Consider the following 17,765-nt stretch of genomic DNA (forward strand, 5'->3'; position numbering starts at 1 on the left):
TGCTGGTGTGGGTTTAGTACTTTGGCAGGGAAGGGTCGATCTTGTCTGCCCAGGCGAGGATTCCGCCAGTGAGGTTCGATACGTTCGTAAATCCAGCCTGTTTGAGAGCGAGTGCGGCTCGTTGACTGCGAGCGCCGGACTTGCAGTGGACTACGATTTCGCTGTCCTTCTTGTCAGCTAGTTCAGCGGTGCGAAGAGCGATCTCGCCGACGGGAATAAGTGGGGCGCCGAGATTTACGATCTTGTACTCGTGTGGCTCGCGAACGTCCAGGACGAAGACGTCTTCCTTGGCATCGAGCTTGCGTTTGAGTTCCTGAACTGAGATTTGTGGGATGCCATCGACGACGGGAAGGTCGGTGACAGCCTTGTCGCGGGCGACTTCGAGGGGACCGACTTCGCTCGGCGGCGTGATGCCGCAGAACTGGTCGTAGTCGATCAGTTCGGTTACGGTCGGATTGGGGCCGCAGACGGGGCACTCCGGATTTTTGCGCAGCTTCAGGGTGCGGAAGCTCATGCCGAGAGCGTCGACCAGGAGCAACCGGCCGATGAGTGGCTCGCCGATGCCGAGAATGAGCTTGATGGTCTCGGTCGCCTGGATGACCCCAACAAGGCCGGGAAGAATGCCGAGGACGCCACCTTCAGCGCAGGAGGGGACCAAGCCCGGCGGTGGCGGCTCAGGGTAGAGGCAGCGGTAGCAGGGGCCTTCTTTTGTGCCGAAGACGCTGGCCTGGCCTTCAAAGCGGAAGATTGAGCCGTAGGCGTTGGGCTTATTCAGCAGTACGCAGGCGTCGTTGACGAGGTAGCGGGTCTGGAAGTTGTCGGTGCCGTCGGCGATGACGTCGTAGTCCTTCAGAATCTCGAGCGCGTTGGCGCTGGTGAGCATGGTGTTGTGCTTGATTACTTTGACCGTGGGATTCAGGCCCTTGAGCATGATCTCGGCGGAATCGACCTTGAGCTTGCCGACGGTTGCGGTGGAGTGGATGATCTGGCGCTGCAAGTTGCTGGCGTCGACGGTGTCGAAGTCGACGAGGCCGATGGTGCCGACGCCTGCGGCAGCGAGATAAAGTGCGAGGGGTGCGCCAAGACCGCCGGTGCCGACGCAGAGTACCTTCGCGGCTTTGAGCTTCTGCTGGCCTTCCATTCCTACTTCGGGCAGTATCAGGTGACGGGAGTAGCGGGCGATCTCGTCATTGGAGAGCTTTGGGAGTTCTACAGTCTCTTCGATTGCTGTTGGCATTTTCTTTTCCTCTGCCTCACTTGGAGGGCGTCAAAATCTTCACTTCATAAAACCGCCTTGACGGTTACAAATAGGAAAATTTTAGAGTCGACAGCTCGTTCCCCCGGCGATGGAGGGAATGATGGTGAGCTCATCAGAATCGTTTGCCGCGGTCTCTTCCTTGTTGGGGAGATAGCGGATATCGTCGTCGTTCAGGTAGACGTTCACGAACGAACGGAGCTTGCCTTCGGGGGTAAACAGGTGCGGTTTGAGTTCGGGGTATTGGACGGTGAGCTGCTGAAACACGCTGCTGACGGTGGTTCCCGCGACGCTGACGGTTTCGAGTCCTCCGGTGTAGGCGCGCAGCGGGGTGGGGATGTGAATGTTCATGCCTGACCTTTCTGGGTTTGCGCCGCTGCTTCGGCGACGTTGGGGGCGATGTCTATCTGAATGGGTTCGTCCTCGAATGTTTTATCTTCTTCTGTTGTTCCGCTTAGCAGGAAGGAGTTCGTCAGTGCAGCTTTGCCCTGTTCGACGCTGGTGATGACGTAGGAGCAGCCCAGCCAGTGGGCTTCGGCGAAGTCGGTCTTCGACCACTGCGCCGGGTGGTCCGGATGAGAGTGGTAGAAGCCGACGATGTCCAGGCCCAAACCGCGTGCCTGCCGCTGGATCTTTACGAGCTCCTGCGGGGCGATGTTATAGCGGTTGTGAGCGGAATCGGTGCGGGTGTTGCCGGCGCGAACGATCTGCTGCACGTGGTTGACTGCCTCGGCGCCATTGCCCTCATCGGCGATGTTCTTGCCGAGCAGGACGCCGCAGCACTCGTTCGGATAGGTCTCCTCACCGTGCGTGCGCAGGGCCTCGTAGTCAGCGTAGTGGATGCGAAGCATCTGTATTACTCCTCCTGCCAGAAGCGTTCGCTCATGTATTTTTCTGCCGAATCGCAAAGGATGGTGACGATGACTGCCTCGCGGCCAAAGCGGGCCTCTTCTTCGCCGATCTTGAGAGAGGCTGCGACGGCGGCTGCGGCTGAGATGCCTACCAGCAAGCCCTGGTTGCGACCGAGATTTTTCACCATGCTGTACGCGGTTTCGGTTGGTATTTCGATGTTCGCGTCGGCGAGGGAGGGGTCATAGATGCGCGGGACGATGGCGGTTGCCATGTGCTTGAGGCCTTCGAGGCCGTTGAAGGGCGAGTCCGGCTGCATGGAGATGCATCGGATCGATGGGTTCAATTCTTTCAGGCGGCGCGTTGTGCCCATGAACGTACCGCTGGTCCCGAGGCCTGCGACGAAGTGGGTGATCTGGCCTTCGGTCTGCTCCCATATCTCGTTTGCGGTGGTGCGGTAGTGCGCCTTCCAGTTCTCGTCATTCGAGTACTGGTCGGCGTAGAAATATTTATCTGGCTCTGCCGCGGCGAGTTCGCGAGCTTTACGGATCGCTCCGTCGGAGCCGTTGGCAGGGTCGGTCCAGAGGACTTCTGCTCCGTATGCGGCGAGATAGCGCTTGCGCTCGGGGGAGACATTCGATGGCATGCAGAGGGTGACCCGGAACCCCAACGCTGCGCCCAGCATGGCGTAGGCAATGCCGGTGTTGCCGCTGGTGGCGTCCAGCAGGCCACGGCTGTCGGTAAGGAGACCTCTACGCTGTGCGTCGGCGACGATGGCAGAGGCTGCACGATCTTTGACGGAGCCGCCGGGGTTGGCCCATTCGGCCTTCCCAAGTATCTGGATGCCGGGCAGATGGGCGCCTAGGCGCTCGAACCGCACCAGCGGCGTGTTGCCGACGCGCTCGAGGATGCTTGTTCCAAACGGTTTGAGGGTGGTAATCATGCGGCTTCCATCTTCAGATCTTCATGGTGTCATTTGATTCATTTGAAGCGTTCGCACCGTGCCGATTGAAGGACTTCGGCGGATGTGCGACAGTTAATCGAGTCTAACGTATTGCACTTATGGCGAAAAAGATCCCAGTACGAAGCTTCAATGATGTTCTCGGCCTTCTCGGTGGCCAGAGATTCGATGTTGCCCCTGCTCAGGAGGGTGCAAAGCGAACGCCAAATGCTGTGCAGGTAAGGAAATACGGCTGCGCGGCGGAGATTGCTGCGTCACCGGACGGCACCGTGGAGATACTGTCCCGCCCAGGCTGGCTGCTGAACGGCGAGATCGCACGCGTGCTCGACCGGGGCTACCAGAAGTTTCTCCGGACCAGCAAACTTGAAATTCCGGCGATGGCGGATCATCTGCGCTCAATTCACGAGTTTACGGAAGAGCTGAACGAAGCGATTGGAAAGACGAGCCTGTATAACCAGGCGTTGGGGACGACAAGCAACGTCTATCACTACGATCGCGTCGAGGGACGGGACGACTAAGTCTATCCGCTAATAGGCCGCGGCAGGGAAGCGGCTTAGCGGCGCCGGTTCTGCTCGCGCTGTAACTCGCGATAGGCTTCGCTTTTGCCGATGCCACGTTCGCGAGCGACACGTTTGAGGGCGTCCATTTCGCTGATTGCTTCTGATTTCATCAAGGCTGCCACCTCGGCGGCCAGAGTTGTCTTCTTGTCTTCGGAGGCGCTTTCTGTTGGCGTAGGCGTGAGCATCAGCACGATCTCTCCGCGGACGCTGGCGCGAGATGCCAACTGTGACCGAATGCCGGCGGCCGATCCTCTCAAGAACTCTTCATGGATTTTTGTTAGCTCGCGCGCAATGACGACGTGCTGCTCTGGACCGAAGACGGCCTCGACATCTGCAAGCGTGTCGAGGATGCGGTGGGGGGCTTCGTAAAAGATGTGCGTTCCGTCGTCTCGTGCAAGTTCTTCGAGCGCGGTCTTGCGCTGACCCGCTTTGGCGGGGAGGAAGCCGTGGAAGGTGAATCGCTCGGTCGTAAGGCCGCTTGCGATCACTCCGCTGATTGCGGCGTTTGCGCCGGGAATCGGGAAGACATCGACTCCGGCAGTGAGGGCCGCAGCGACGATCTGGCCACCGGGATCGGCTATGCCGGGAGTTCCGGCGTCGCTTACTATGGCGATGCGTGCGCCATTTTTTAGCTCTGCTATAAGTTCTTCTGTGCGCGAGCCTTCGTTGTGCATGTGATAGCTCACGGTGGGTGTGCGGATCTCAAAGTGGTTGAGCAGCTTCTGCGTCTGCCGGGTGTCTTCGCAGCCGATGCGGTCTGCCTGGCGCAGCACTCGCAGCGCACGCAGAGTGATGTCTTCGAGGTTGCCGATGGGTGTAGCTACGAGATAGAGTCCCGGTGCGAGGGGCCGGTCGTCTTTGTCTTGGTTCGCGGACATTACTCTGTCTGCCGCAGTTTGCGGCGCTGGTTCAGCATTCCCATGGAAAGCGCGAGATTTTGGGGAGTGATAATGCCGACGATGCGGTCACCCTCGAGGACGGGAACCATCTGTGCGCCCTGACCGGCCATGATGCGACGCAGGGTCTTCACGAGGGAATCGTCGGGTTGTGCAGTCTGGAAGGAGCGCGTCATGACGCCTTGGACGTAGCCGTTACCGTCGCTTTGCAGTGCATCGACGATGCTCTGGCGCGAGACCGCGCCGACGAGGTTCGCTCCGCGGACGACGGGGAAGACGTCCTGCAGGGTGTGGACCGAACGCTGAAGCGCGTCTTCAAGGGTGTCCGAGGCGGAGAGCATGCTGAACTGTGTCAGCATCACGTCGCGCATCCGGACGGCGTCCACATCCGTTTGCAGCAGGAGGCCCTGGTCTTCCATATGCGCGCCAATCATGAGGAAGGCGCCGATCATGACGAGCCACATATTTGGCCCAAGCAGGCCCGCGACGATGAGTGCGATGGCGATGAACTGACCGAGTCCCGCTGCGGCTCGGGAACTCTTCATGACGCCTTTGGTCTTGGCAAACTCGCCGCGAAAGACACGTCCTCCGTCGAGCGGGGAGGCAGGCAAAAGATTGACGACGCCGAGCAGGATATTCATCCACATCGCAGCCCGTAATAGGTGGAGGGGTGACATCCACGGACGCTCGAAGAGGCTAACCTCAGGCGCAATCGTCAGGGTTATTGCGGCCAGGAGCAGGCCGAATCCGATATTTGCTGTGGGTCCAATCACGGCCATGCGTTTCTGCATCTCGGGCGTCGAGGCTTTCTCTGTGGCTTCGGTGCTCGCGTAACTCATCAGGCCGCCCACGGGCAGTAGAAGCACGCTGCGAATGTCGAGCCCTAACCACGCTGCCCCGATGGCGCGGGCTACTTCGCGAACGACCACTGCGAGCAGCAGTAGCAGCCAGAGCGCAAATCCCCGGCCACCTGTTGAGCCGGTCATCGAGGCATAGCTGATCGACAACCCAAGGATGAGGAGGAAGAAGGTGTGGATGCGGACATCCACGCCGAGAAATCTACCGATCGGAAAAGACCACCCACGCATGTCCTTCATTGTATGCGCAGTGGTTTAGCATTCCGGGTTCCGACGGCTTACCATGATGAAGATGCGCGTTATTGCAGGTACTTACCGGTCTCGCCAACTCGCCGCCCCGCGTGGTCTACAAACTCGTCCTACTAGTGATCGTCTGCGCGAGACGATCTTTAATATTCTTGCGTCGCGCCTTGAGGGTTGCCGCTTCGTCGACCTCTACGCCGGTACGGGTGCGGTTGGGATTGAAGCGATCAGTCGGGGGGCGGAACACGTTTGGTTTGCGGAAAATGCTGAACCCGCACTGGCTTCGCTGCGACACAATCTTGCTGCTCTGAAGATCAGTCGCGGCTTCACCCTGGAGGACCGCGGCGTCGGTGCGATATTGCAGCGTCTTGGCAAACTGACGCAGCCGGTCGATGTGGTTTATCTCGACCCGCCGTACGAGGCTGAGGACGAATACTCGGGGACGCTCAATTTTTTTGGAAGTGTGCGGGGTCGTGCGATCTTGAGCGCAGATGCTGTGGTCATCGCCGAACACAGTAGCAAGGCGAAGCTGGCGGAGCGCTACGGCGTGCTCGAACATACTCGGCTTTTGAAGCAGGGCGATGCCGCGCTCAGCTTTTTTGCCCCTGCGGCGGCTGAGAAAACCCGCCCCCCTGATGGTGGCCAGTAAGCAGATCGACTTCGAAGGCGACCTCGCGGTCGGTTAGCAGGTTCCATCCCATGCCGTGCAATGTGTCTGCTTCAACGCTTGTAATACGCACGCCCTCCCAACTCAGGCGAGCCGTCTCCCACGCTGTGCCGCTTGTACCCCAGGCGATGATTGAGTGAAAGCCGACGAAGAGCAGGAGTTTTTGCGGCGCGAGCGGGCGCACTTCGACTACTGGTTTCATTGCGACATGAGTGCAATAGTCGGGCTGTGTCGTATCGAACACATAGGCGTAGCCGCCGGCCACTGCGCATATCTCCCGTGGATCGGGGCAGGCAAAGACGCCGGTTGGCATCGTGGGGTCTGTAAATCCGAGAGCGCAGGTCGCGAGAAACGTCCCTCCACTAGAGGGATGAACCATCAACTGCAACGCGCCTCGAGCAAGGGCGTCTTCTTCGCCTGCGATCTGCTGCGGGTAGATAAACTGTCGAGCAGGCGCGATCAGAGGAGGCGTCTTCAGTATTTCGACGCTCCAGTGGTGAGAAAATTGTTCGGTCTCATCTGGCGGTTGATCGAGCTTCATGGGACAACGTCCAGTGCCTGCGCTATATCTTCGATCAAGTCTTCGATGGCTTCGCAGCCGGCGCTCATGCGGATGAAGCCATCGGGGATCACGTCTCCACCCCACTTCGCTCGACGCTCTGCTGTTGTCGTCACACCGCCGAAGCTGGTCGCGTCGGTTAGCAACATCGACTTGGAGAGAAAGGTTTCCGCGGCGGTTTTATCTCGCAGGACAAAGCTCAAGACTGGTCCGAAGTAGCGCATCTGCTTCTTCGCGATCTCATGGCCTGGGTGCGACGGCAGGCCGGCGTACAGCACGCTTATTACTTCTTTCCTTGTCGTGAGGAGTTCGGCGATGCGTTGCGCGTTCTCGCAGGAGCGCTCGAGGCGCAGAGGGAGTGTCGCGATCGAACGTAGCGCGAGCCATGCTTCCATCGGGCCCAGGGCTGCGCCGGTCAGGGTGCGCCACTGGTCGATCTTTGCCCGTAGCTCCAGGTCGCGCACCGCAACGTGACCCAAGAGAAGGTCGCTGTGACCGGTCATCGATTTTGAATCTGAGGCGACGGAAAAATCTGCACCGAGAGCTAAAGGAAGCTGTCCCAAGGGTGTTGGCGTGGTGTTGTCTACTGCAACCAGAGCGCCTGCACGGTGCGCCGCTTCGCTCAACAGGGCGATGTCGCAGATCTCCATGCCGGGATTGCTCGGCGACTCGATCCACAGCAGCCGCGCGCCCTCCAGCAACTCGGCTTGTGCGTTTCCGGCGGTGGGAGACATGCGCAGCGTGACGCCTATGGGAGCGAAGTGCTCCTGCAGCAGGTTGCGAGCCGTGTAGTAGGCGTTCGAGGGGAGGACGACCACATCGCCTGGTCGCAGGATTGTTCCAAAGACCGCTGCGCACGCGGCCATGCCGGATGCGAAGACAAGCGCGCTTGCCGTGTAGCTTTCGCCTGAGGGGAGCTGCCCAGACTCCATCTGGCCGATGGCGTTCTCGAGCGCGGTCCAGGTCGGATTGTGTGAGCGAGCGTAGGTGTAGGGAGTGTCCGATGAGTCGCCGGGCGTATGGTACGGCGCGGCGAAGACCGGTCCCGCGCTAAGGGGCTCGCCGGGGACGGTGTGGCTCAGCGTGGAACGAATGATTTTGGTGGCGTCGCGCATAGCTTCGAGGTCGAGATTGGGTTGAACCGATTGATGGTAGCAAACTCAGCGTGTTTTCTTTTTCGCGTGCCGGGAGGGTTTGGCGAAGTGCTCCCAGCCGCCTGGTTTCAACTCTGCAGGGCCGTTGCCCGGTGCGAGCAGCGTCATAAGAGGCTGACCGGAGCGACGAGGTTTGAGGGTTCCAATTCGAGTTAGCGGCACGCCTGCGAGCGAGGTTGGCATGCGTGCCGAGGAGGGCGCGGTGAAGAGTAACTCGTAGTCCTCGCCACCGTGCAAGGCCGCGTGTAGGGCAGATTTTGCATCGAGTTTGGCAGCAAGCGGATGGATGGGCAGCGCCTCCTGCTCGATCTCTGCGTTCACTCCGGAGGCACGGCAGAGGTGAGTCAGGTCGCTTGAAAGACCGTCGCTGATGTCGATGCATGCAGTGGCAACGCCTCGCCGGAGAAGGGCCTCGCCGACGTCGAGACGTGGTTCGGGAAACAGGTGCGGATGGTCTTCGGTGGTTTTTACGGTGGCGATACGTTTTCTTCGGCCAAGCATGCCGGCTAATTCTGCTGCGGCACCGCCTAGTTGGCCGGTTACGTACAGAGCATCTCCGGCAAAGGCTCCCGAGCGTCGCAGCGCCTTACCCTTTGGTGCATATCCGATGAGAACGATGTCAGCCAGGATGAGGGCATTCTTGCCGCCGGACGACTCCGAGGTGTCCCCGCCCGCAAGAGGCACGCTGTGCAACTCAGCCAGCGCGCGGAGGCCGTTGAAGAATTTCGCCGTCCACGTCTGGCCTGCGGCTGTAGTGAGCATGGTGGAGGGGAGCGCAAGGGAGAGGAAGGCAGCCAGTGGGGTCGCGCCCATTGCGGCAAGGTCGCTTAGGCCGCGCGCAAGGCAGCGATGGCCAACGGACTCGGGTGGATGGGAGTCTCGGCGAAAGTGTCGACCCTCGAGCGTAAGGTCCGTGGTGACAAGTACTTCACATCCGGCGGGAGGGCGAAGAATTCCGCAATCGTCACCGATGCCGAGCTTTACCGCGCTGCTGCTCGTACCGAAGTCGCGCTGGATTTGCTCGATGAGACCTAATTCGCTGGAGGGTAGGGAGGGTTTTTTCATGCTAATGGCAGCATAACCGTAAAGCGCAAATGTGACTCTTTTGTGGGAGTTACAGGCCGAAGATCTCGACTATGCTCGTTTGCACAGCGGGTAACTGGTTTGGTACCCTCTAAGAGGACGCTCAAGAGAGACGACCAATCAGGAATGGCGATTCGAGAAGTCGATTCGCCAAGCATGATTCTTCCGATTGCAAACTCTCCGAGCCGCGGTTTCGCTTCGCGGTCAAATCTGGGCCAGGGATTTTGATTGAAGCTGAAAAAACGTTATTACATCATGCTGGTCAGCCGCGACGAAGAGGGCAACCTCAATAAGGTTCCGGTCCCGTTACATTACGCATATATGTTTGTGGCAGCCGCGGTTATCGGCATGTTTACCATTACCGGCCTGGCTGGTTCGTATTCACGGATGCTGATCAAAACCGCCCGGTTCAACCAGCTGCGGGAAGACCACAACTCTCTGCAAAAAGACTATGCGCACCTTGAGAAGGCCGCGCATGAGAAGGACATTCAGGCAGCTTCGCTGGGCTCTCTGGCAAGCGAGGTTTCCGTTCTGTACGGTCTGACGGCGAGCAAACTGGCTTCGCCCATGGGCAGGCTCACTGACAAGCATCACGCCAAATCTTCGGGAGTAGCCGAAGCGATCGCGACAACGCCGCTAGCTGGGACCTCCGACTCACCGGATAACTCGGAGCAGGCTTACTACAAGTCCATCGACGCCTTCTACTCGCTTCGCAGGTCCGCGATGAGCGGTACGGCGACTCGGGCGATCTCGAGTCTCAATGGGCCGGGGTATCTCCCCACCGACCTGCTGGGAGCTGACACCCTGGAAGTTGCGTCGTATGTTCCGACGCTCTGGCCGATCATGGGGCCCATCACAAGCAGCTTTGGCCAGCGCGAAGATCCAATCCTCGGTAACGGCGAAGGCGAGTTCCACACGGGAATCGATATCAGCGCTCCGAATGGGGTACCGATTCGCGCAACTGGCGACGGCATCGTTCAGCTCGCAGAGATGTCAAACGGCTACGGCCGAGAGGTCGTCATCGACCATGGGCACGGAGTCGAGACGGTCTACGGACACATGTCCGGCTTTGCGTGCATCGCAGGGCAGACGGTGGTCCGCGGTCAGGTGATCGGCTACGTCGGCCACAGTGGACGCACGACCGGCTCGCATCTGCACTACGAGGTCCGCATAAGGAATACACCGGTGAATCCCCATAAATATCTGCGGACGACGCTGGCAGACCTGGGCACTGAGACAGTAACCAAGGGCCAGTAGTTTCAAGAATTCAAGACGGCAGACCAGATGCAAGTTATCGGGTCTGCCGTTTTTTGTGTCCGGGAGTTCGGCAGAGTAGGCGGGGCAGTCCAGAGTCCATTCCCGTATTGGGAAAGTTGTTTCTTCTACTGGGCTATGCACCATTTGGGTAATACCCACTCCCCCGTCGCCGCCGATATAGTCACCGATGAAGATTGAAGTGCTGCAACGAATCGCGCCAGTCAGCCTTGGGATCAAAGAAGCGAATCCAATCTGGCTCCACGAAAGAGCGAGACATACATGATTCAAACCTCGGCTGCTTTTCGACGTGACACGCAGGGCCTCGACGGATCCATCTCACTGTCAGAGATTATTTCGGCATTCTCCTATGCGCTAGACCTGACCGAAGGCGCACTGCATGGGCACGCTCTGCGTAGCTGCCTGCTGGGCATGCGCATCGCCGAAGAGGCGAAGCTGCCGTCGGAGCAGACCGGCAGCCTCTACTTTGCACTTCTTCTCAAAGATATCGGCTGCAGCCGCAATGCCAGGCGCATGAGCCAGGTGATAGGCGGAGAAGACTCAGTCGCGAAGTCGGTTTTGAATTCAGAGGATTGGACCAGGCCGCATAAGCCAAGTCTTTCCACTCTGAAGTTGCTTTGGAACAACGTTCTTCCCGAAGCAGGCCCTGTAGCGAGAGCAGCGAGATTTGTCAGGAACGGCGTCGCGCGTCACCAGAACATCTCTGTTCTGAGCAGCCTCCGGAATGATCGGGGAGCCGCCATTCTTAATAAACTCGGCATGGATCAGATTGCAGCCGACGCCGTACGCAGTGTCGAAGAGCGTTGGGATGGAAGCGGTTATCCGGACAGTCTTAAGGGAGAGCAGATTCCACTGCTAGCCCGCATCTGCTCCGTGGCACAACACCTTGACTTTACCTCTGCGACCAGTGGGATGCAGAGTGCGATTGATACGCTCGATCAGCGCAGCGGCACCTGGTTCGATCCGGAGCTCGTCCGTATGGCTCGTTCCTTGCACCGTCGCGGGATTTTGTGGAACAACTGCTCTCCTGCTGACGCCGAGCAGGATACGCGACAGGCTGTTCTCGACCTTGATTCGGGCATGCGGCATCAGCTGGAACCAAATCAAATCGATCGGATCTGCGAGGCATTCGCGGATGTGGTCGATGCCAAGTCTCACTTCACTTACAGTCACTCGCAGGGCGTCGCGGATGCCGCCTTCGGCATAGCGCAGGCGATGGGACTCTCCAGAGATCGCGCGCAGCTGGTTCGGAGAGCCGCCCTGCTGCACGACATCGGCAAGCTGGGCGTAGCGAATGCGATCCTCGACAAAAAGAGCCAGTTGAGCCCGCAGGAGTGGAAGACAGTCTACGAGCATCCGCGCATCACGCGACGCATCCTTGAGCGGATTGCGCCCTTCCGCGAGATGGCTGTTATCGCAGGCGAACATCATGAGAAGCTCGACGGCTCGGGCTATCCTGATCACCTGAAAGCGCCTGATCTCTCGACCGAGTCGCGCATCGTTGCCGTTGCGGATGTATACGCGGCGCTCTCGGAGGATCGTCCGTATCGCGCCGGCATCGAGCTTGATGAGACTCTGTCGATCATGTCGAAGCTGATCCCAACACAGCTGGATGAAAGCTGCTTCGAGGCGCTGATTTCAGTGGTCGCGGGCCAGCGAGAGGCCATCTCTGCGCCAACGGTAGTAGTTGCAGGCTCGCCTCTGGGGTATCCGTTTAAGAATGCGGGTTTCAAAAACACAGCTTTTGAGAGTGCTCTCTGACACAACAGCTTAGAGGAGCCCTACAAAACAAAAGAACGGCCGAGCATCTCGGCCGTTTTTGTTTTATGTTTTTGGGCCGAGACGAGTTACTTGCCGGTATAGCTGACGTGCCAGATCGTCTTTGAGCCGTCGTCAGTGACAAAGAGCGAACCATCTTTCGCCACGGTCACACCAACGGGCCGGCCCCAGACCTTTCCATCTGAGGTAACAAAACCGGTCAGGAAGTCCTCGTACTCGCCGGTTGCATGGCCGTCGTGCATGGGGATGCGGATGACTTCATAGCCGGAGCGGTGGGCGCGGTTCCAGGAGCCGTGCTCGGCCGCGAAACCATCGCCATCGTACGAGGAGGGGAACTGCTTCCCGGTGTAGAAGGCGAGCTCAAGCGATGCAAAGTGCGACTGCAGGAGGACGTCGGGTGTGATGACTTTGTCCTTCAACTCCGGGTGTGTACCGACCAGGCGCGGGTCCTGATGACCACCCATGTAGTACCAGGGCCAGCCGTAGAAGCCGTCCTCCTTCACGCTGGTGATGTAGTCGGGGACAAGGTTGTCGCCGAGGCGGTCACGCTCGTTGGTGGAGCACCAAAGCTGGCCCGTGGTCGGGTTGATCGCTTCGCCAACGCAGTTGCGAATGCCGCTGGCAAAGATCTTGACGAACTTGCCTTCTGGAGAAAACTCAAGAACATCGGCGCGGTGGAACTCGCCGGGATGGGTGTCGGGATCGTCGGCGTTCGAGGCTGAACCGACGGAGATTAACATCCGCTTGCCGTCCTGCGAGAAGGCGACGTCGCGAGTCCAGTGGCCGCCGCCGCGAAGCTGCGCGTAACCTGGCAGCACCGGCACAATCGCCTCAGGCGCGGCACTGGCCTTCATATCGCCTTCCTTGTAAGCGAAGCGGACGACGCTGGTCGTGTTGGCGATGTAGACCCACTTGGGATGCTCGCCGAGCGGATAGAAGGCGATGCCGAAGGGGTGATCGAGCCCAGTCGCGAAGACCTCAGTTGTTGTGACCTTGCCGTCAGATCCGACGCCTCGCAGCACCTTCACCTGGCCGGCCTTGCTGTCGGCGAGAAAGAGATCGCCATTGGGTGCGGTGCGGATCAGGCGCGGCTCAGTGAAGCCCTGTGCGTACATCTCAACCTTGAAGCCTGCGGGTGCGACGGGCCATGCGCCCTCGGGACGCGGGACGACGCTGGGTCCATTGTCGACCGACTCGTCCTGCTTCGGCTCGGGCAGGTCGGCGAGGGTGATCTTGCGGCGGACGCCGGGGTGCTCCTGCGTGTAGTCGGCGAAGGCTGCCTGCCCGGTGATGACTGCGCCAGATTGCGCGAACGCAGAGGATGGCAGTATCGACACCATGGAGGCCAGAGCCAGGACTCGAAGAACGGAGGGAGTAGAGCTATGCATGAGGCGATTCTCCTTGGAGCGTAAAAGTGGTTAGATGCTGTTGCCCGACCATTCGAAGTTGACCGTTGACGACCTCGAGCTCAACCGCTTCGAGGTTTTCTATGAAGTTGACGAAATGAAAGCGCCGAAAGTTTGATATCAGCTGCTGATCGTTTGCGCCGGGGAATAGCAGGAGGATGCGCACGGCTTGCATAAAGAAGCCGTGCGTGAAGAGGACGATACATCCATCTGATTTCAATTGTGTAAGTCGCGTGATCACGTCGCGGACGCGGCTTAGGAACACGCTGAATGATTCGGCGCCGGGCCCATCGGTGTGAGCGGGATCGTTTTGTTCCCAGAACTTTAGAATGTGCGGCATCTGCTGTTCTTCGCTGGTGCCCTTGAGCCGTCCAGGTTCCAGATAGTTGAACTCGTAGATGGGCCACTCCTCGATCGGCACTCCCGGATAGCGCTGACGAAGCGGGACTGAGGTCTGCTGCGCGCGGTTGTAGGGCGAGATGAGGAACAAAGTCGGCTCGCAGGAGAAGCCGTCGGCGAACGCCTTTGCCTGCGCGTGGCCAAGTTCAGTTAACGGGTTTGTAATGTGGTCTGGGGGTATGCCACCTGCATTCGCAACACTCTGGCCGTGGCGAACGAGCAGGATCCTGGTAGGTTGTTGCGAAGTATCGTCGTTGGTCATGGCTGAGAATCTGGGGTGTTTGCTGCTAGTTGCTTGACGAGTTCAAGCGGGATGTTGGCGGTTAGAACAGCTCGATCTTTGTGCTGTTCGATCTTCGTCGAGTCGGTCAGTTCGCGAAACGCCGCATCGGTAACGGGATGCGGCTGCATCTGTGACTGAGCCTGCTGCACGGTCTTCAAAAGAGTGAGCAACGTGCTGAGAGTCTCCGTTGCGTGAGCCGCATCGGCATCGTTGGGAGCAATCTGCTCGATGCGCAGATGAATCGTGCCAAGGTAGCGCAGGCTTGCGACGAAGGTCGTGTCCTCCGGCATAGGCAGTTGCAAGCCAAAGACGCTGACGAAGCCACGATCAGAGAAGGGAAGACCAATGTGGCCAAGGGCCCAGGCGCTCGAGAACGCAGGCACATCGGGGTAACGCGCCGACAGTAGAGACGAGCCTGAAAACGGCGAAGCAGCAGCACGATGCCGGTCGAGGATGGAGTGAATCTGCTCGACTGTAGGCATGTTCGAGGCGGCGATGGTGTCATAGCCAAGCTGCGCGATTCGCAGGGGGCGCACCGCTTTTTCGTCGCCGACGCGGATGGTGAAGATATCGTGGCCCGCGTAGGTTTCCTTCGCCGTGGCTATCGTTGCGAGATAGCGAGCGAGGCGCTCTCCGTCGAAGCGGCCCTCGAAGACCTCCGAGTAGCCGACAGGGCCGTTCGGTCCGCTGGGGTCGTCCATCCGATGCAGAGCAAAGGCGGCGGAGTCGAGGTCACGTTCGGGCACGATGCCTGTCGCGTCGATGAACTGCTGGTACTCGGGGCTGCGATTTATTGGCGATCGATCGAAGTGGGTCGCGGCGCGCAGCGGCTTCAGGTTGGCGTAGACGATCGCGTCGGACTCCGGCAGAAGCCTCGCAACTTCAGGTGGAGCGGCTTTGCGCAGCACTAGTGCAACCACCAGCGCGGCCATCAGCGCCAGCATCAGCAGCAGAGAGTAGCGTGTGCGCTTATGCATTCGTATCAAGGACATGGCCTGTCGGGCAAAGTGTCAGCATAGTCAATACAATTCACGAACTGCAGCGCCTCAAGCAATAAGCATAGCCCATCCTTCTGCCCGATCGCGGATATACGAAGCGAGTTGCCGCGATGCTGGATTGGTGAACAGGCGTGTGAGCGTGTTGTGACGCTACTCGACGATGGCGAAGGTGTAGATTTTTCCGCCGTTGGTGACGTTGCCGGTGCCCGGGGGCAAAATCCCGAATTCGCCGCCAGCAATTTTGTCTTCGACCGTGAATTCGTAGGTGCGTGGAGCGGTTCGCTTCGGCGTAAAGGGAACCTCATCCCGATCCGCACCACCGCTAGAGTGAAAGACTCCGCCGGTAAGGATGCGGAACTCGCGGTTGCTGGAGTTGAGGCGAAATCGAACGAAGGTGTACTCGCTGGCAGCGACCCCCTCCGGTGTGTAGAGCAGAATCTCAATCGGACGTTTCAGTGCCAGCGCCGATTCGCGGCCGTTTACGCGGCCATTGCGATCCTGCTTGATGATTCCGTGGGTCGCTGTCGACTTGATGAATCCGCCTGATTTGATGTGGACGATTTCAGGATCGATCGCGATCCACTTTCCGGTGTGGTCTTTGTAATAGACGCCGATCTCGTTGACGTCGGACAGAACGACAGGCTTGTCCGTTTCAGGCACATTGGTGATCTGACGGCGACTTTTGTTCATCATCGCTGCGATGACGCGGTCCGAGAGACCTGCAGTCTTCAGAGCGACGAGGGCGTCGGCGTCGGTGAGGTACTTGCCAGGCTGCGTGTCGATGGTTTGAATGATCAGATCGTCACCGAGCCCTGCTTTCACCATCTTGACTACCGAATCATTGTTCATGATGGCGGTCTTCGGCGGCGCAGCGGTCTGCGGGCCTTCAATCAACTGCGGGACATCGCCGCTACTCTGCGCCACGATCGGAAAACTGCTGAAGAGGAGAGAAAGGAGAAGCAGCAAGCGCATGAAGTTAGTCCGACCGGGTCCCAGGATTCAAACGGATAGAAACAGAAATTCTCGGATAGCCTAGCATGGCATCGCGTTTTGGACGGACTCGCGGAGGGCCTCGTGAGCCGAAGAAATCCGCAGCTCCCGCGCCATTGCTCCGAGGTTCCTGCTATGCTAAAGTTACGTCTGCGGCGCACTCTGCGCGGGCAATGCTGCGCGTCGCGCAGCTGAGCTTACAGAGGGCAAATTGCTGTTATGGGCTGGCGTAGCTCAGCTGGTAGAGCATCTGATTTGTAATCAGAGGGTCGGGGGTTCAAGTCCCTTCGCCAGCTCCAGTTTCCAGGCAGCAGGAAAAGAAAGATGGTTTTGGTTGTACTGCTTGCCGTTCTGGCTCTGCAGGCCTCCTGGTCCTTCCTTCAAGGGTAAGTACCCGCCCGATTCGCGGTTTAGAATCGTAGTGTGGGCTTGAACGATTGATGTGGGCTGCGCGCTGGAGTTCAAGCAGGATGTGCACAGGTGGCCGAGTGGTTAATGGCAGCAGACTGTAAATCTGCCACTCTTCGAGTTACGGAGGTTCGAATCCTCCCCTGTGCACCATAATTTTGTACTGCTGTTGTTGAAGGTTGCTGTAACTGGTGAGTGTTGTGGATCTGAGTCCGGCAAGCAGCGGAAGAATGTGGATTGCGCTGGTTGTGCTGGGGCTGTTGGCGGTAGCGGTCTGGCAGACAATGGAGTCAGGCAAGTATCAGCAGCTAACCTGGATCCTGTTAGGTTTTTTTGCCTTTCGTGTCATACTCGGACGGATGCGTTCGCGGTAAGATTGAAAGGTTGGTTTTTACATGCTGGCGTAGCTCAGTGGTAGAGCACTCCCTTGGTAAGGGAGAGGTCGAGAGTTCAAGCCTCTCCGTCAGCTCCAGATTTTGAAGTAAAGGGCTCGGTCCCTGCAGGTAAGCGGGAGTAACTCAGTGGTAGAGTCACAGCCTTCCAAGCTGTTGGTCGCGGGTCCGATTCCCGTCTCCCGCTCCAAAGATTTGTAGACGCGGTCAAGCGGTAGAGATCGCAGGAGAGTGTGTTGAGCAGTCTGTATCAGCAACCTGTACTAACAGTTTCCGATCCCGAAACCTTCAACGCGGTGAAGGCGGCAGTCGAAGCCTCCTTTTCTTCCGGTCGCGTTGTGGAGTTCCTGAAGTCGCTGGAGCGCTCGAAGCTGCGGATTCGCGACTTCGAGACGGTTCTGGGCAAGGGAAGTCTCGGAGCTGCAACAGAGGCGGAGTACCGCAGGCTGGACAACTCCGCTCAGGGCCAGATTCGCGAACTGTATCTCGCCAGCCTGGAACGTGTTGCACCTGAGCTGCGAGAGAAGTTCTTCAAGTTGTACGCGTACTACTGAGATCCAGCCTCTCCAATCAACTTTAGTTTTGCGCTTTTAGTTTTCGTTTGAAGTATTCACCTGAACCCCGGTGCACGCGCCGGCCAACACGAGGAGACGAGCAGTCATGGGCAAGGAAAAGTTTGACCGGTCAAAGCCGCACGTAAACATCGGGACGATCGGGCACATCGATCATGGCAAGACGACGCTGACGGCGG

19 protein-coding genes and 4 tRNA genes are annotated in these 17,765 nt (G+C 58.8%); 10 read left to right on the plus strand and 13 right to left on the minus strand.

Going from position 1 to position 17,765, the window contains the following annotated elements; all coding sequences use genetic code 11:
• Positions 1-13: 13 nt before the first annotated feature.
• From moeB to HDF14_RS22845, 4 genes are all read right to left on the minus strand, one after another.
• Positions 14-1,237: a molybdopterin-synthase adenylyltransferase MoeB gene (gene moeB, locus HDF14_RS22835; RefSeq protein WP_260698509.1), complete on the minus strand. Its 1,224-nt coding sequence runs from the start codon at positions 1,235-1,237 to the stop codon at positions 14-16.
• Between the two features lie 81 nt (positions 1,238-1,318).
• Complete coding sequence (locus HDF14_RS26945) at positions 1,319-1,606, minus strand: MoaD/ThiS family protein (RefSeq protein ID WP_260698510.1); 288 nt, start codon at positions 1,604-1,606, stop codon at positions 1,319-1,321.
• Positions 1,603-2,106, minus strand: a complete 504-nt coding sequence (locus HDF14_RS22840; RefSeq protein ID WP_183981064.1) for a Mov34/MPN/PAD-1 family protein — start codon at positions 2,104-2,106, stop codon at positions 1,603-1,605. The genes HDF14_RS26945 and HDF14_RS22840 overlap by 4 nt, the downstream gene beginning before the upstream one ends.
• 5 nt (positions 2,107-2,111) lie before the next feature.
• Positions 2,112-3,047 (minus strand): PLP-dependent cysteine synthase family protein, encoded by a 936-nt coding sequence (locus HDF14_RS22845; protein ID WP_183981065.1) that lies wholly within the window; start codon positions 3,045-3,047, stop codon positions 2,112-2,114.
• A 119-nt stretch (positions 3,048-3,166) separates the two neighbouring features.
• Here HDF14_RS22845 and HDF14_RS22850 point away from each other — a divergent pair, with 119 nt between their 5' ends.
• On the plus strand, positions 3,167-3,583 hold the full coding sequence (locus HDF14_RS22850; protein ID WP_183981066.1) for a hypothetical protein: 417 nt from the start codon (positions 3,167-3,169) through the stop codon (positions 3,581-3,583).
• A 35-nt stretch (positions 3,584-3,618) separates the two neighbouring features.
• Here HDF14_RS22850 and rsmI read toward each other — a convergent pair whose 3' ends face one another.
• Entirely contained in the window at positions 3,619-4,503 is an 885-nt protein-coding gene (gene rsmI / locus HDF14_RS22855; protein WP_183981067.1) for a 16S rRNA (cytidine(1402)-2'-O)-methyltransferase, read from the minus strand.
• Positions 4,503-5,609 carry a CBS domain-containing protein gene (locus tag HDF14_RS22860; RefSeq protein WP_183981068.1) on the minus strand — a complete coding sequence of 369 codons (1,107 nt, stop codon included), beginning with the start codon at positions 5,607-5,609 and terminating at the stop codon, positions 4,503-4,505. The genes rsmI and HDF14_RS22860 overlap by 1 nt, the downstream gene beginning before the upstream one ends.
• Before the next feature lie 61 nt (positions 5,610-5,670).
• Between HDF14_RS22860 and rsmD the strand changes: the two genes are divergently transcribed.
• Positions 5,671-6,270, plus strand: coding sequence for a 16S rRNA (guanine(966)-N(2))-methyltransferase RsmD (rsmD, locus tag HDF14_RS22865; RefSeq protein ID WP_183981069.1), 600 nt, complete (start codon positions 5,671-5,673; stop codon positions 6,268-6,270).
• On the opposite strand, the gene HDF14_RS22870 is transcribed toward rsmD, so the two are convergent.
• From HDF14_RS22870 to thiL, 3 genes are read right to left on the minus strand one after another with little or no spacing between them, the layout of a single operon-like run.
• Entirely contained in the window at positions 6,212-6,829 is a 618-nt protein-coding gene (locus HDF14_RS22870) for a hypothetical protein (protein WP_183981070.1), read from the minus strand. The genes rsmD and HDF14_RS22870 overlap by 59 nt on opposite strands.
• Complete coding sequence (locus HDF14_RS22875; RefSeq protein WP_183981071.1) at positions 6,826-7,962, minus strand: cystathionine gamma-lyase; 1,137 nt, start codon at positions 7,960-7,962, stop codon at positions 6,826-6,828. The genes HDF14_RS22870 and HDF14_RS22875 overlap by 4 nt, the downstream gene beginning before the upstream one ends.
• Before the next feature lie 45 nt (positions 7,963-8,007).
• The gene (thiL, locus tag HDF14_RS22880) at positions 8,008-9,066 is read right to left on the minus strand and encodes a thiamine-phosphate kinase (protein ID WP_183981072.1); all 1,059 of its coding nucleotides are present in this window, start codon (positions 9,064-9,066) and stop codon (positions 8,008-8,010) included.
• 252 nt (positions 9,067-9,318) lie between these two features.
• Between thiL and HDF14_RS22885 the strand changes: the two genes are divergently transcribed.
• Together HDF14_RS22885 and HDF14_RS22890 are read left to right on the plus strand one after the other, a co-directional pair.
• Positions 9,319-10,341, plus strand: coding sequence for a M23 family metallopeptidase (locus tag HDF14_RS22885; protein ID WP_260698521.1), 1,023 nt, complete (start codon positions 9,319-9,321; stop codon positions 10,339-10,341).
• Between the two features lie 279 nt (positions 10,342-10,620).
• Positions 10,621-12,120, plus strand: coding sequence for an HD-GYP domain-containing protein (locus HDF14_RS22890; RefSeq protein WP_183981073.1), 1,500 nt, complete (start codon positions 10,621-10,623; stop codon positions 12,118-12,120).
• A gap of 86 nt (positions 12,121-12,206) precedes the next feature.
• Here the strand turns inward: HDF14_RS22890 and HDF14_RS22895 are convergent, their stop codons facing one another.
• The 4 genes from HDF14_RS22895 to HDF14_RS22910 form a co-directional block, all read right to left on the minus strand.
• Positions 12,207-13,526 (minus strand): PQQ-dependent sugar dehydrogenase, encoded by a 1,320-nt coding sequence (locus HDF14_RS22895; protein WP_183981074.1) that lies wholly within the window; start codon positions 13,524-13,526, stop codon positions 12,207-12,209.
• Positions 13,519-14,205, minus strand: a complete 687-nt coding sequence (locus HDF14_RS22900) for a histidine phosphatase family protein (protein WP_183981075.1) — start codon at positions 14,203-14,205, stop codon at positions 13,519-13,521. Before HDF14_RS22900 ends, HDF14_RS22895 begins: the two co-directional genes overlap by 8 nt.
• Complete coding sequence (locus tag HDF14_RS22905; protein WP_260698511.1) at positions 14,202-15,203, minus strand: hypothetical protein; 1,002 nt, start codon at positions 15,201-15,203, stop codon at positions 14,202-14,204. Before HDF14_RS22905 ends, HDF14_RS22900 begins: the two co-directional genes overlap by 4 nt.
• A 171-nt stretch (positions 15,204-15,374) precedes the next feature.
• The gene (locus HDF14_RS22910) at positions 15,375-16,196 is read right to left on the minus strand and encodes a hypothetical protein (protein ID WP_183981077.1); all 822 of its coding nucleotides are present in this window, start codon (positions 16,194-16,196) and stop codon (positions 15,375-15,377) included.
• Between the two features lie 241 nt (positions 16,197-16,437).
• On the opposite strand from HDF14_RS22910, the gene HDF14_RS22915 reads away from it, so the two are divergent.
• From HDF14_RS22915 to HDF14_RS22940, 6 genes are all read left to right on the plus strand, one after another.
• Positions 16,438-16,513, plus strand: a tRNA-Thr gene (locus HDF14_RS22915).
• A gap of 175 nt (positions 16,514-16,688) precedes the next feature.
• A tRNA-Tyr gene (locus HDF14_RS22920) sits at positions 16,689-16,775 on the plus strand.
• Between the two features lie 244 nt (positions 16,776-17,019).
• A tRNA-Thr gene (locus HDF14_RS22925) sits at positions 17,020-17,094 on the plus strand.
• A gap of 35 nt (positions 17,095-17,129) precedes the next feature.
• Positions 17,130-17,204 (plus strand) — tRNA-Gly (locus HDF14_RS22930).
• A gap of 43 nt (positions 17,205-17,247) precedes the next feature.
• Entirely contained in the window at positions 17,248-17,568 is a 321-nt protein-coding gene (locus tag HDF14_RS22935) for a hypothetical protein (protein ID WP_313899670.1), read from the plus strand.
• Positions 17,569-17,674: 106 nt separating this feature from the next.
• The coding region (locus HDF14_RS22940) for a GTP-binding protein (protein ID WP_183769003.1) at positions 17,675-17,765 on the plus strand (91 nt) is incomplete at its 3' end.

The organism is Tunturiibacter gelidiferens (assembly GCF_014201335.1).
Taxonomy (GTDB): Bacteria; Acidobacteriota; Terriglobia; order Terriglobales; family Acidobacteriaceae; genus Edaphobacter; species Edaphobacter lichenicola_E.